The following is a 13,389-nucleotide window of genomic DNA, read 5'->3' on the forward strand; positions in this document are numbered from 1 at the left end:
ACGTGGTGACGCATGCGACGTTTCTAGCGTTCTCGTCATGACCACCCTCGATCTCCGCTCCCGCGTCGTCGCGTCGCGCCAGGTGCTGGCGGTGATGGTCGCCGCGATGTCCGCCCTCGCGCTTCGGCCAGTCCATGTTCATGACCGGTGTCCCCGGACTGTTCGTCGCGAACCTCGTGATCGCCCTGATTCTGCTCTTCCAGCGCGTGGGGGATCGTCCCCTCACCCGAGCCATCCATGCAGGCCTGTTCCTGGCGGTGGCCGGGATGGCACTCGGCTACCTCATGGGCTTCCAGGGTCGCCAGACGACTACCGACGCGAACGGCCGCGTCGCCGAACTCGCCGCGCGGCACAGCGTCGGCGTCACCGACGATAATCCGGGACTGCCGGTCACCACTGGAGCACGTCCGGCGGCGATCTCCGCATCCCGCACTTCGTCGGACTGCACGGCCTGCAGGTGATGCTGATCGGCGCACTCGTGCTGAGCGTCCTCGCGTCGCGGATTCCGTGGCTCCGCAGCGAGGGAACCCGAGCCTCCCTGATGGCCGTGCTGGCGCTCGCCTACGCCGGGCTGCTCGCCGTGCTCACGTGGCAGGCGTTCCGCGGCCAGCCGCTGATCCACCCCGACGCGCTCACCCTCGCCGCCCTCGGCGGACTCCTCGCCGCCACCGCCCTCGCCGTCCGGGCCGTGAGGTCGCGGGCGGAGGCTGGGCAGCAGGCGGGGCCGCCCTAGAGATGCCGCAGGAAGCGGTCGGGTCCGTCGAGGAACGACCGCCAGTTGCGGACGAGGTCGAGCTGATTCCACTCGGGGTAGTCGATGCCCTCGTCGGTGAGTTCCCAGATCGCGGCGCCGGGCGCGGCAGCGAGGAGGGGAGAATGCGTCGCCATGATCACCTGCGAGCCCTCCTCGGCGAGATCCGCGATCACGCCGAGCAGCGCCAGGCAGGACTGGAACGACAGCGCGGCCTCCGGTTCGTCCAGAATCCACAGGCCCACGCCGATAGGACGGTCGGCGACGTACCGCAGGAACGACTGACCGTGCGAGAGCTGGTTGAACGACGGATCGTCCGCGCGGGGACGTGACTCGTCGGCCGCACCGAACAGCGAATGCATCGACTCGGCACGCAGGAAACACCCGCCGTACGGCTGCGGTCGGGCGCCGACACACGTGAGGTGAGTGCCGAGGTCCGCGTCCTCGGGGCTGGATCCCGCCGACCACAACCGGTCCTGCGCCCCGCGGAACCCGCCCTGCCAGGCCGCGGCGATCGACTCGACCAGCGTCGACTTCCCGACACCGTTCTCACCCACGATCACCGTGAGCGGCCGCTCGAATGCCAGCCCGTTGTCGCACAGTTCCGCCACCGAGGGCAGGTCCAGATACCACGAAGCCGGGTCGAATCCGCTCCGTGGAGTGAACTCGACCCGGCTCAATGGCAGATCAGTCAATCAAACGCTCAGCTGAACGCTTCGTCGATGATCTCCTGCTGTTCCACAGCGTGCACCTTGCTCGAACCCGAGGACGGTGCCGACATCGAACGACGCGAGATGCGCTTGATTCCGGACAGCTTGTCGGGCAGCAACTCGGGCAGAGCGAGACCGAAGAACGGCCACGCACCCTGGTTCGCCGGCTCCTCCTGAACCCACCGGAACTCGGTGGCGTTCGGGTAGCGGTCCAGCGTCTCGCGGAGACGACGGCTCGGAACCGGGTACAGCTGCTCGATACGGACGATCGCGATGTCCTCGCGGTTGTCCTTCTGCTTCTTCGCCAGCAGCTCCCAGTACAGCTTGCCGCTGACGAGGAGGACACGACGAACCTTGTCGCGTTCGGCGTCGCCCGTCTCGTACGTGGGCTCCTCGAACACCGAGCGGAACTTGCCGGTGGTGAAGTCCTCGACGTCGGAGACCGCGGCCTTGTTCCGCAGCATCGACTTCGGTGTGAAGACGACCAGCGGGCGGCGGATTCCGTCGAGCGAGTGACGACGCAGCAGGTGGAAGTAGCTGGCCGGGGTGGACGGCACGGCCACGGTCATCGAACCCTCGGCGCACAACTGCAGGAAGCGCTCGATCCGACCGGACGTGTGGTCGGGACCCTGACCCTCGTGGCCGTGCGGCAGCAGCAGCACGACGTCGGACAGCTGGCCCCACTTGGCCTCACCGGACGAGATGAACTCGTCGATGATCGACTGCGCGCCGTTGACGAAGTCACCGAACTGCGCCTCCCACAGCACGAGCGCGTCCGGGTTGCCCACGGAGTAGCCGTACTCGAAGCCGACGGCGGCGAACTCGCTGAGTGCGGAGTCGTAGACCAGGAACTTTCCGGGGTTCTCGCTGCCCAGGTTCTGCAGCGGGGTGTACTCGGCGCCCGTCTTGCGGTCGATGAGGACCGAGTGACGCTGCGTGAACGTGCCGCGCTTGGAATCCTGGCCGGACAGGCGAACCATCTTGCCCTGGTCGACCAGCGAACCGAATGCGAGCAGCTCGGCGAACGCCCAGTCGATCTTGCCCTCGCGGGACATTTCGCGGCGCTTCTCGATGACCGGCTTGACGCGCGGGTGCACGGTGAAGCCCTCGGGCACGTTGACGAACGCGTCGCCGATCCGCTCGAGCACCGACTCGTCGACGGACGTCTTCAACTTCGTGGGCAGCACCTGGTCGAGCTCGACCGACTCACTGGGCTCCGGCGTGTACTTCTCGAGTTCGCGAACCTCGTTGAACACCCGTTCCAGCTGGCCCTGGTAGTCGCGGAGTGCGTCTTCGGCTTCCTTCAGCGAGATGTCGCCGCGGCCGATCAGGGATTCGGTGTAGCTCTTACGCACGCTGCGCTTGGTGTCGATCACGTCGTACATCGCCGGCTGCGTCATCGACGGGTCGTCGCCCTCGTTGTGACCGCGACGGCGGTAGCAGATCATGTCGATGACGACGTCCTTCTGGAACTTCTCCCGGAAGTCGACGGCGAGCTGGGCGACCCAGACGCAGGCCTCGGGGTCGTCGCCGTTCACGTGGAAGATCGGCGCGCCGATCATCTTCGCGACATCGGTGCAGTACTCGGACGAACGCGAGTACTCCGGGGCGGTGGTGAAACCGACCTGGTTGTTGACCACGATGTGCACGGTGCCGCCGGTGCGGTACCCGCGCAGCAGTGCCAGGTTCAACGTCTCGGCCACGACACCCTGACCGGCGAACGCGGCATCGCCGTGCAGCATGAGTGGCAGGACGGTGAAGCCGTCCTCACCCTTGTCGAGGATGTCCTGCTTCGCGCGGACCAGGCCCTCGAGGACCGGGTCGACCGCCTCGAGGTGCGACGGGTTGGCCGTCAGCGACACGGTGATGTCGTTGTCGCCGAACATCTGGATGTACGTGCCCTCGGCGCCGAGGTGGTACTTCACGTCGCCGGAGCCGTGCGCGGCCGCCGGGTTCATGTTGCCCTCGAACTCGGTGAAGATCTTCGAGTACGGCTTGCCGACGATGTTCGCGAGAACGTTGAGGCGACCGCGGTGCGGCATGCCGATGACGACCTCGTCGAGCTGGTGCTCGGCGGCCTGATCGATGACGGCGTCCATCATCGGGATGACGGACTCGGCGCCCTCCAGGGAGAACCGCTTCTGGCCGACGTACTTGGTCTGCAGGAACGTCTCGAACGCCTCGGCGGCGTTGAGCTTGCTCAGGATGTACTTCTGCTGAGCGACCGTGGGCTTGACGTGGTGCGCCTCGACCCGGTCCTGCAGCCACTGCTGCTGCTCCGGCTCCAGGATGTGCGTGTACTCCACACCGACGTGGCGGCAGTACGCGTCGCGCAGCACGCTGAGCACGTCGCGCAGCTTCATCTTCTCCTGGCCGTGGAAGCCGCCGACCTTGAACTCGCGGTCGAGGTCCCACAGGGTCAGATCGTGCGTGCGGACGTCCAGGTCCGGGTGGCTGCGGAACTTGTCCTTGACGAACTGCAGCGGATCCGTGTCGGCCATCAGGTGACCGCGGTTGCGGTACGCGGCGATCAGTTCGAGAACACGGGTGTTCTTGTCGACGGCGCCTTCGGGCACGTCCTTGCGCCAGCGGACCGGCTCGTACGGGATGTGCAGCGCGTGGAAGATCTCGTCGTAGAACTCGTCGCTGATCAGCAGGTTGTGGATGGTCCGGAGGAAGTCGCCGGACTCGGCACCCTGGATGATGCGGTGGTCGTACGTCGAGGTGAGCGTCATGAGCTTGCCGACGCCGATCTCGGCGAGGCGCTCGTCGCTCGCGCCCTGGAACTCGGCGGGGTACTCCATCGCGCCGGCGCCGATGATGGCGCCCTGGCCGTTCATCAGTCGCGGCACGGAGTGCACGGTGCCGATGCCGCCGGGGTTGGTGAGCGAGATCGTGACACCCGAGAAGTCCTCGGCGGTGAGCTTGCCGTCACGCGCGCGCCGGACGATGTCCTCGTAGGCGCTGTAGAACTGCGTGAAGTTGTGGGTGTCGGTGTTCTTGATCGCGGCGACGACGAGGGACCGACTGCCGTCCTTGCCCGGCAGGTCGATGGCCAGACCGAGGTTGGTGTGTGCGGGGGTGACCGCGTTGGGCTTGCCGTCGATCTCGGCGAAGTGCCGGTTCATGTTCGGGAACGCCTTGACCGCCTGCACGATCGCGTAACCCAGCAGGTGCGTGAACGAGATCTTGCCGCCGCGGGTACGGGCGAGGTGGTTGTTGATGACGATCCGGTTGTCGAACATCAGCTTCGCAGGGATGGCGCGAACGCTGGTGGCGGTCGGAATGGCCAGCGAGGCCGACATGTTCTTGGCGACGGCAGCAGCTGCGCCGCGGAGAACCTTCGACTCGTCTACGGCAGGAGCGGGAGCGGACGCCTTCGCGTCCTTCGCCGCGGTCTCCTTCGCGGGTGCGGCTTTCGTGGAGGCCTCGGTCTTCGGGGCAGCAGCCTTCGGAGCTGCACCGTTGGGTGCAGTCTTCGGCGCGGCACCGTTGGCCGTCTTGGTCTGAGGCTTGGGTGCGGTCTCGGACTCGGGAACCGGGGGAGTCGACGCCTTGGCGGAGGGAGCGGCAGCAGGTGCGGCGGTGGTGGTGCCGTTCGTGCCGTGTCCGTTGGCTGCGCCTGCCTTGGCGGCGGCGTCGGGAGAGTAATCCGTCAGGAATTCGTGCCAACTCGCGTCCACGGACGACGGATCGTCCTGGAAACGCTGGTACATTTCGTCAACCAGCCACTGGTTCTGTCCGAACTGGGATGTAGAGCTGCTGCTCACGGCAGGTGTTCGCCTCGTTTCTATTTCGGTACCCGATCAGAGCGCCTATATACATGAGACTAGCCCTCGCGTGTGACGTGTAGATCGCCAGGCCTGCACGTGTGAGCTGTCTCACGGCCAACCGATGGGGTCACCATCGATGACGGTTCTCGCCCCGCGATTATTCCCCGCCCCGGTCTCCGCCGCATCCCACAGTCCCGAATAGTGGCCACCGGCATAGCGCAGGGTGGCGTGCGATCCGGTTTCGACCACCCGCCCCTCGTCGATGACGAGGATCACATCTGCCCGGGCCGCGGTGGCCAGTCGGTGCGCCACCACCACCGACGTCCGGGTGCGGGTCACCCGGCTGCTCGCCTCGAGAACTACCTGCTCGGTGGCCGGATCGAGCGTCGCGGTCGCTTCGTCGAGCAGCAGCAGGTCGGGGTCGACCAGCTCGGCCCGGGCGAGCGCGATCAGCTGGCGTTGGCCGGCCGACAGGCCCTGCCCGCGCTCGCCGATGGGGTGACGCATCCCACCCCGCAATCCGGCGATCGTGCCCAGTGCGCCGACCGCGCGTGCAGCGTCCTCGATCTCTTCGCGGCTCGCATCCGGGCGGCCGTACGCGATGTTGGTGGCGACGGTCCCGGTGAACAGGTGGGCTTCCTGGGGGACGACGCCGAGGCGTCCGCGGTACGCGCCGAGCGGGTACCGGCGGAGGTCCACGTCGTCGACGAGCACCGCGCCGGACGTCGGGTCGTAGAAGCGGGCGAGCAGTTTCACGATGGTCGACTTGCCCGCGCCGGTCCGGCCGACCAAGGCGACGGTGGTGCCGGCGGGGATGTGCAGGTCGATGTGGGTCAGGGCGTCGCTGTCCGCCCCCTGATAGCGGAACCCGACGTCGCGCAGGCACAGCTCGCCGCGCAGGTGCCCGTCGATCGGCTGGAGGTCCTCGCCCGAGGTCGCCCGCTCGATGGAACTGGGTGTGCGGAGCAGGTCCCCGATCCGGAGCAGGCCGACACTGGCCTGCTGGTATCCGTCGAACACCTGCGACAGTTGCTGAATGGGGCCGAACAGGAGCCCGAGGTACAGCACGAAGGCGACGAGCGTCCCGGTCGTCGTGTCGCCGCCCGCGACCTGGCGCGCACCGACGAACACCACGGCGGCCAGGGCGAGGTCCGAGAGGAACGCGATGAACGGGAAGTACAGCGAGATCGCCCGCTGCGACCGCATCCGGCTGCGCCGGTAACTGTCGGCCCGCTCGGCGAACCGGCGGGCGGCGAACCCTTCGCGGCGGTATGCCTGGGCCGCACGGAGCCCGGCGATGTTCTCCTGGAAGTCGGCGTTGACGAGTGAGATCCGCTCACGCGAGACCGTGTACGCCACCGAGGAGATCCGGCGGAAGATCAGCGTCGCGACGACGAGCGGCGGGATGACGGCAAGCGCCACCAGCGCGAGCGTGACGTCGGTGGCGACGAGCGCGACGGTGATACCGAGGACGGTCAGGACGCTCACCACGGCGGTGGACATTCCTGTCTGGATGAACGATGACAACGCGTCGACGTCGGTGGTCATCCGGGTCATGATGCGACCGGACAGCTCGCGCTCGTAGTAGTCGAGTCCGAGCCGCTGCAGGTGGGCGTAGCTGCGCACCCGCAACCCGAACAGCACACGTTCCCCCGCTCGGGCGGTGAGGACCGTCATCAGCGCGACGACGAGCCAGCCGGCGAACACGAGAGCGACGCCCACCCCTGTCGCGGTCCACAGCGTCGTGGTGTCCTGCGGGACGACACCGCGGTCGATCGCGAACCGGACGATCGACGGGAACGCGATCCCCGCGAGCGAGTCGAGCGCGAGGCAGACGGCGACGGCGACGAGGAGGGCACGGACCGGCCGCAGGATCCGCGACAGCCGGAAGTCGGGCTCGGGCAGGCGCAGGTTCCGGGTGTCGATTCCCGGGCTCTCGACGGCGGGCGGAAGCGCCTCCACGGCCTGCCGAAGTTCCGGGGTCGCGGCTACGTTGCCCAGCGCTCCCGCCATCGGTCCGCCGGCGGCGCGGCCGCCGCCGGGTCCCGCGCCGGGAGCCGGGGTGCGGCCGGACGCGGCAGGCACGTCCCACTCCTCGGCGTCCTCCGGCCACAATTCGGACTCGGACGGCATGCGCTGATACGGCATCGGCTCGCTCGGTGCGGGAACGCTGACGTCGATGGGGCCCGCGTTGTCGGGGGAGGCGAACAGTGCGCGGAAGAGCGGGCACCGTTCGTCGAGTTCGGCCACCGTGCCGGAATCGATGATCCGTCCGCGGTCGAGCACGGCGACTCGGTCGGCGAGCGACAGGGTCGAGCGGCGATGCGCCAAGATCAGAGCAGTTCGGCCACGATTCGCGCGCAGCGCCGCGAAGATCGACGCCTCGGTGGTGGCGTCGACGGCGGAGGTCGCGTCGTCGAGGATCAGCACTCTCGGGTCGGTGAGGAGTGCGCGTGCCAGCGCGATCCGCTGCCGCTGCCCGCCGGAGAGGGTGAGACCGCGTTCGCCGACCACGGTGTCGTAGCCGTCCGGCAATGCAGAGACGAACTCGTCGGCGGCCGCCATGTCGGCGGCGGCGCGGATCTCCTCGGCGCTGGCGTCGGGCCTGCCGAGGGCGATGTTGGCCGCGATGGTGTCGGAGAAGAGGAACGGCTCGTCGAACACGAGGCCGACGGCTTCGCGCAACTGCTCGGCGCTCAGCTGCGCGACATCGAACGACTCGCCCGCCGACGTGAGGGACACGCAGCCCGAGGACGGGGCGTAGAAGCGGGGGAGCAGCAGCGACAGGGCGGTCTTGCCGGAACCGGCCATCCCCACCACCGCGACCGTCTCGCCGGGTGCGATAAGCAGGTCGAGTCCACGGAGGATGTGCCGGTCCGATTCGAAGCCGAACGTGACCGCGCGCAGGTCCACACCCAGCGGTCCGCCGGGCAGGGCGGTGGGGTGCGGCGGGTCCGCGACCTCCGGTTCGGCGTCGATCACCTCGTACACACGCTCGACGGCGGCCCGGGACAGCTGGGCCATGATCACGACCGACGACAGCGTGCGGGTGACGCCGGTCATCGTGGCGACGTACGTCGCGAAGGCGAGGAACGTGCCGATCGTGATGGAGCCGTGCAGGGCGAGGTAGCCGCCGACCGCGATGACCCCGACGAGACCCAGTTGGGGCAGTGCCGCCATGGTCGGCGCGAAGCGCGCATTGATCCGGGCGGCTCGCAGGCGTTCCGCGTACAGCATCCGGCTGTGGTCCTCGAGCTGGTCGACGGCCCGGCGTTCCTGGCCGAAGCCCTTGACCACGCGGACGCCGGTGACGGTCTCCTCGACGTGCTGGGCGAGGTCGGCCGCGCGTTGCTGCGCCGACCAGGTGGCCGCGAACAGTTTCGGTCGCATCGCGTAGACGACGAGGCACACGGCGGGGACGATCACCAGCGCGACCACGGTCAGCAGCGGCGACAGCCAGGCCATGATGGCGAGCGCGAGGACGAATTGGAGCAACGCGCCCGCCGACAACGGGACCATCGCGAGCAGGCCCTGCACCAGCTGGAGGTCGGTGATGGACCGGGAGACCACCTGACCGGTGCGGATCTGATCCTGCCCCCGCCCGTCGAGCCGTTGCAGCGCACCCAGCAGTCCCAGCCGCAGATCGTGCTGGACGTCGAGCGACAGCTTCCCGGCGAGCATCCGGCGGCCGTACTGACAGCCGAAGCGGACGCACGCGAGCAATGCGATGAGCAGCGCGGCGATGCCGATCACCTGGGTGTCGTGACCCGAGCCGGCGGCGTCGACCGCGTACTTGGTGAGGAGGGGGAACGAGATGTCGATACCCGCGGCGACGATTGTCACGGACAGGGCACCGAGTGCGACGCGGCGGTGCGCCCAGCACTCACCGCTCAGCCGTCGAATCCAGCCCGGCCGTGCCTGATCCTGCTCCAGCGTCTGCTCCCGTTCGATCACCGAACCGGATGCACTCTCACCTGCCACTGGATCCACGTTAGCGCCGGGTACCGACAGGGACGGCACCCGGCGCCGTGTCAGGTGATGTCGCGCTGCCGGGTGAGCGCCCAGCCGCCGCCGACGACGACCGCGGTCCACACGAGCAGGGCGAGGGGTGCCGTGGGCCAGAACGTCAGCCAGTCGATCTCGTTGCCGGCGGCCGCGTTCGCGACCGTCCCGAGGGTGGCCGACACGGGGAGGACACTGCCGACGGCGCCGATGCCGATCCCGCTGAGGATCGAGCGGAGGATCATCTCGCCGAGGGTGTACCAGACCACCAGGGCGATGCAGCTTCCGACGGACGAGCCGGTGAGCATCGACACCCCGCCGCCGATGAGCGCCCACAGCGCCCCGCAGATCAGGGCAGCCCCGAGCATGGCGAACAGGGATCCGCGCAGTTCGAAGGTGTCACCGCCGAACGTCAGCAGCAGGGCGACGCTGACCACCTCCACCACGAGGCAGTAGAAGAAGCCGAAGGCCGCGGTGACGGCGAGCTTGGTGCCGATCACCCCGTCCCGGCCGCGAGCGGTGAGGAACGTGGTGGTGAGCGTCTTGTACCGGAATTCGGTGCCCACGTTCACCGCCCCGAAGAGCGCGGCGAACAGGACGACGAGGGCGACCGCGACCGCCAGCCCGAACAAGGTGGCGGCGAGGTTGGCCTCGCTCGGATCGGCCTCGAAAGCGTCGGTGAACGCACGCATCACCGGCAGGGTGATCGCGCTCGAGAACATCCCGACGATCAGCGGTGCGAGACCGAGCATCCACCAGAACCGCAGGGTGGTGACCTTGCGGAATTCTGCGGTGAGCAGCGCTGTCATCGCGGACCTCCGGAGATCGGACCGTGCTGAGGGTGTGCGGGTGGTGGACCGTAGCCCGGTGGTGGGGCGTACCCGGGAGGCGGACCGTAACCCGGCTGTGGGGCGTACCCGGGAGGTTCGTACCCGGGCTGGGGTGAGTACGTCGGCGGTGGGCCGTACCCCGAGGGCGCCGCGGCGCTCGCTCCGGCCACGTACTGGCCCGCGGTCATCGACAGGAAGAGTTGCTCGAGGTCGATGTGATCGCCGACGGCGCCGAAGATCGTGACCCCTGCTTCGGCGGCGACGGACTCGACGAGTTCGAGGGACGCGCCGACGACGGCGAGGCGTCCGTCCGCGAGCGACCGGGCATCGACGATGCCCTTGGCGGCCAGGGCGGTCGCCAGCGCGGGCGGGCTCGAGGACGCGACGAGCAACCGGCTCTGCTGCGACTTGCGCAGTTCCTCCATCCGTCCCTGATAGACGAGGGAGCCGCGGCTGACGATCACGAGATTGTCGACGGTCTGCTCCACTTCGCGGAGGATGTGACTCGAGATCAGCACGGTCCGGCCGGATGCGGCGAAGCCCTTCAAGAACTCACGCAGCCAGGCGATGCCCTCGGGGTCGAGTCCGTTGGCCGGTTCGTCGAGGATCAGGATGCGCGGATCACCCAGCAGCGCCGTCGCCAGCGACAGCCGCTGACGCATGCCGAGGGAGAAGCCGCCCGCCTTGCGCCCGGCGACGTCCTCGAGCCCGACGAGCGCGAGCACCTGCAGGGCGCGGGCGTCCGGTACCCCGATCGCGGACGCGTACACCTTCAGGTGGTCGAGTGCCGTCCGGTTGGGGTGCAGGCTCTGCGAATCCAGGACGGCGCCGACTGTGCGCGCGGGGTCGACAAGGAGGCGAATCGGAACACCGGCGACCGTGGAGGCGCCCGACGTCGGCTTCACGAGACCGAGGATCATCCGCAGGGTCGTGGTCTTGCCCGACCCGTTGGGCCCGAGGAATCCGGTGATCGATCCCTGCGGCACGGTGAAGCTGAGGTCCGTGACCGCGTCGACGTTCTTGAAGCGTTTCGACAGCCCCCGCACCTCGATCGGTGCTGTGAAACTTCCCGGGATTGCTGTGGTCAACCCGTCCTCCCCTGCCACAATCGAATGGAACTGTTTCGACCCTACTGGGCTGCCGTGCCGAGATTCACCAACTGACGTACAGGGCGTCTGCGACGGCGCATGCTGAAACCAATCGATTGGGGACGCACATGAGCAAGCACCACCACCACCATCGCGACGTCATTTCTCCCGCCTACACGGGGCGCCTCTCGATCGATCCGTTTCCGGCGCTGCGGCTGCCGGACGAGGAAACCGATCCCGAGGCCGCGTACCGGTTCATCCACGACGAGTTGATGCTCGACGGCAGTTCGCGCCTGAACCTGGCCACGTTCGTCACCACGTGGATGGATCCCGAGGCCGACAAATTGATGGCCGAGACGTTCGACAAGAACATGATCGACAAGGACGAGTATCCCGCGACCGCGGCGATCGAGTCCCGGTGCGTGTCGATGGTGGCCGATCTGTTCCACGCTCCCGACCTGTCGACCACCGACCCGGCCAGCGCCACCGGCGTCTCGACGATCGGCTCGAGCGAGGCGGTCATGCTCGGTGGTCTCGCGCTCAAGTGGCTGTGGCGGGCGAAGCAGGAGGCGGCCGGGAAGGACACTGCGCGACCGAATCTGGTGCTCGGCAGCAACGTCCAGGTGGTGTGGGAGAAGTTCTGCCGGTACTTCGACGTCGAGCCGAAGTACCTGCCGATGGAGAAGGGCCGCTACGTCATCACGCCGGAGCAGGTTCGGGACGCGGTCGACGAGAACACGATCGGAGCGGTCGTGATCGTGGGCACCACCTATACGGGGGAGCTCGAGCCGGTGGCCGCGATCGCAGACGCTCTCGACGAACTTGCCGCGTCCGGCGGCCCGGACGTGCCGATCCACGTGGACGCGGCGAGCGGTGGCTTCGTCGTCCCCTTCCTGCAACCGGAGTTGCTGTGGGACTTCCGGGTTCCGCGCGTGGCCTCGATCAACGTGAGTGGTCACAAGTACGGATTGACGTATCCGGGGATCGGGTTCGTGGTGTGGCGCGACAAGGAACACCTTCCCGAGGGGCTGGTGTTCCGGGTCAACTACCTGGGCGGCGACATGCCGACGTTCACCCTGAACTTCTCGCGGCCCGGCAATCAGGTGGTGGGGCAGTACTACAACTTCCTGCGACTGGGCCGGGCCGGCTACCGGTCGATCATGCAGACGTTGCGCGACACCGCAGTTCGCGTGGGCAAACGCATCGCCGAGATCGACGGCTTCGCCCTGATCACGGACGGCACCGACATTCCGGTCGTGGCGTTCGAACTCGTCGGTGACCCCGGGTTCACGGTCTTCGACGTGTCACACGAGCTGCGGGCGCGGGGGTGGCAGGTGCCCGCCTACACGATGCCCGCCGACGCGGAGGACGTGGCGGTCCTGCGCATCGTCGTGCGCGAGGGCTTCAGCGCCGATCTCGGATCCCTCGTCGCCGAGGCGATCGAGGAAGTGTGCGCCGAACTCCGTGAGAAGGGCGGCGGGCGTTCGACGGAACAGCACTTCGCCCACTAGGTCAGGCCTCGATCGCGCGGAGTTCGTCCGGCCAGCGGGCCGGGGCGGGCCCGAACGCTTCGCGCGCGTTTTTGACGACACCCTTGCCGATGGTTCGGTTGCCTGCGCCGCCGATGGCCGCGCCGATGCCGGCGGGCACGAGTTTGCCGAGGACCAGCGCGCTGCGGCGGGCGGCATACTTGGTGATGAACTTGCGCACCAGGGTGTTGTTCATGCCCTTCATCGTGGGGCCGGGTATGCGGCTGGTGATGGCGCTGGCCCAGTTCTTCGCGGTCACGCCCGTCGCCTTCTGGACAATTTCCATGCCCGATTCACCGAGCGCCACAGACAGGACGAGTGCGCGCCGCTGCTGGTGGTCGACGGCGGAGACGCCGTGCACCGATGCGGCAGCGAGAGTGAGCAGCGCCGCCGCTTCCAGGAAGAACGCCGATTCGGCGCCCACCGCCGCGATGGACGCGATGGTGCCGACCCCGGGAACGGCGGCGGTGGCCCCGACCGCGCTGCCGCTGCCCGTCACGGCCAGCAGGAACATCTTCTCCATGCGCTCGATGATCTGCGCGGGCGACTCACCGGGGTGCGAGCGCCGGACCCATTCGACGTACCTGGCCACCGCGGGCGCCTGGAGACGGCTTCCGTTGTCGAGGACCGAGACCAGTACCTTCTCCACCGGTCCACCATTGCCAGCCATCGGGACTCCCGTCTCGCCGTGTGCTTCGAGTGTGCT

At 68.2% G+C, this 13,389-nt stretch carries 9 protein-coding genes; 3 read left to right on the plus strand and 6 right to left on the minus strand.

Annotation, left to right across the window (positions count from 1 at the left end; all coding sequences use genetic code 11):
* The first annotated feature begins 140 nt into the window (after positions 1 to 140).
* Both FND50_RS36735 and FND50_RS36740 read left to right on the plus strand, forming a co-directional pair.
* Positions 141 to 461 carry a hypothetical protein gene (locus FND50_RS36735; RefSeq protein ID WP_260850972.1) on the plus strand — a complete coding sequence of 107 codons (321 nt, stop codon included), beginning with the start codon at positions 141 to 143 and terminating at the stop codon, positions 459 to 461.
* Positions 461 to 733 (plus strand): hypothetical protein, encoded by a 273-nt coding sequence (locus FND50_RS36740; RefSeq protein WP_260850973.1) that lies wholly within the window; start codon positions 461 to 463, stop codon positions 731 to 733. The genes FND50_RS36735 and FND50_RS36740 overlap by 1 nt, the downstream gene beginning before the upstream one ends.
* Here the strand turns inward: FND50_RS36740 and FND50_RS12470 are convergent.
* The 5 genes from FND50_RS12470 to FND50_RS12490 form a co-directional block, all read right to left on the minus strand.
* The gene (locus tag FND50_RS12470) at positions 730 to 1,446 is read right to left on the minus strand and encodes an AAA family ATPase (protein WP_039950361.1); all 717 of its coding nucleotides are present in this window, start codon (positions 1,444 to 1,446) and stop codon (positions 730 to 732) included. The genes FND50_RS36740 and FND50_RS12470 overlap by 4 nt on opposite strands.
* 8 nt (positions 1,447 to 1,454) lie before the next feature.
* The gene (locus tag FND50_RS12475) at positions 1,455 to 5,231 is read right to left on the minus strand and encodes a multifunctional oxoglutarate decarboxylase/oxoglutarate dehydrogenase thiamine pyrophosphate-binding subunit/dihydrolipoyllysine-residue succinyltransferase subunit (protein WP_043786942.1); all 3,777 of its coding nucleotides are present in this window, start codon (positions 5,229 to 5,231) and stop codon (positions 1,455 to 1,457) included.
* Between the two features lie 111 nt (positions 5,232 to 5,342).
* Positions 5,343 to 9,215, minus strand: a complete 3,873-nt coding sequence (locus FND50_RS12480; protein WP_144285971.1) for an ABC transporter ATP-binding protein — start codon at positions 9,213 to 9,215, stop codon at positions 5,343 to 5,345.
* A 50-nt stretch (positions 9,216 to 9,265) separates the two neighbouring features.
* The gene (locus FND50_RS12485; RefSeq protein WP_144285972.1) at positions 9,266 to 10,045 is read right to left on the minus strand and encodes an ABC transporter permease; all 780 of its coding nucleotides are present in this window, start codon (positions 10,043 to 10,045) and stop codon (positions 9,266 to 9,268) included.
* Positions 10,042 to 11,154 (minus strand): ABC transporter ATP-binding protein, encoded by a 1,113-nt coding sequence (locus FND50_RS12490; RefSeq protein WP_144285973.1) that lies wholly within the window; start codon positions 11,152 to 11,154, stop codon positions 10,042 to 10,044. Before FND50_RS12490 ends, FND50_RS12485 begins: the two co-directional genes overlap by 4 nt.
* A 128-nt stretch (positions 11,155 to 11,282) precedes the next feature.
* Between FND50_RS12490 and FND50_RS12495 the strand changes: the two genes are divergently transcribed.
* On the plus strand, positions 11,283 to 12,665 hold the full coding sequence (locus FND50_RS12495) for a glutamate decarboxylase (RefSeq protein WP_144285974.1): 1,383 nt from the start codon (positions 11,283 to 11,285) through the stop codon (positions 12,663 to 12,665).
* 1 nt (position 12,666) lies between these two features.
* Here the strand turns inward: FND50_RS12495 and FND50_RS12500 are convergent, their stop codons facing one another.
* Positions 12,667 to 13,353 (minus strand): hypothetical protein, encoded by a 687-nt coding sequence (locus FND50_RS12500; protein WP_144285975.1) that lies wholly within the window; start codon positions 13,351 to 13,353, stop codon positions 12,667 to 12,669.
* Positions 13,354 to 13,389 lie beyond the last annotated feature (36 nt).

Origin of the sequence: Rhodococcus sp. WB9, assembly GCF_007558985.1 — a bacterium.
Taxonomy (GTDB): domain Bacteria; phylum Actinomycetota; class Actinomycetes; order Mycobacteriales; family Mycobacteriaceae; genus Rhodococcus_F; species Rhodococcus_F opacus.

Coding starts and splice junctions, on each gene's coding strand:
- FND50_RS36735 (WP_260850972.1), top strand. CDS start 141: ATGACCGGTGTCCCCGGACTGTTCGTCGCGAACCTCGTGATCGCCCTG.
- FND50_RS12500 (WP_144285975.1), bottom strand. CDS start 13,353: ATGGCTGGCAATGGTGGACCGGTGGAGAAGGTACTGGTCTCGGTCCTC.
- FND50_RS36740 (WP_260850973.1), top strand. CDS start 461: ATGCTGATCGGCGCACTCGTGCTGAGCGTCCTCGCGTCGCGGATTCCG.
- FND50_RS12495 (WP_144285974.1), top strand. CDS start 11,283: ATGAGCAAGCACCACCACCACCATCGCGACGTCATTTCTCCCGCCTAC.
- FND50_RS12485 (WP_144285972.1), bottom strand. CDS start 10,045: ATGACAGCGCTGCTCACCGCAGAATTCCGCAAGGTCACCACCCTGCGG.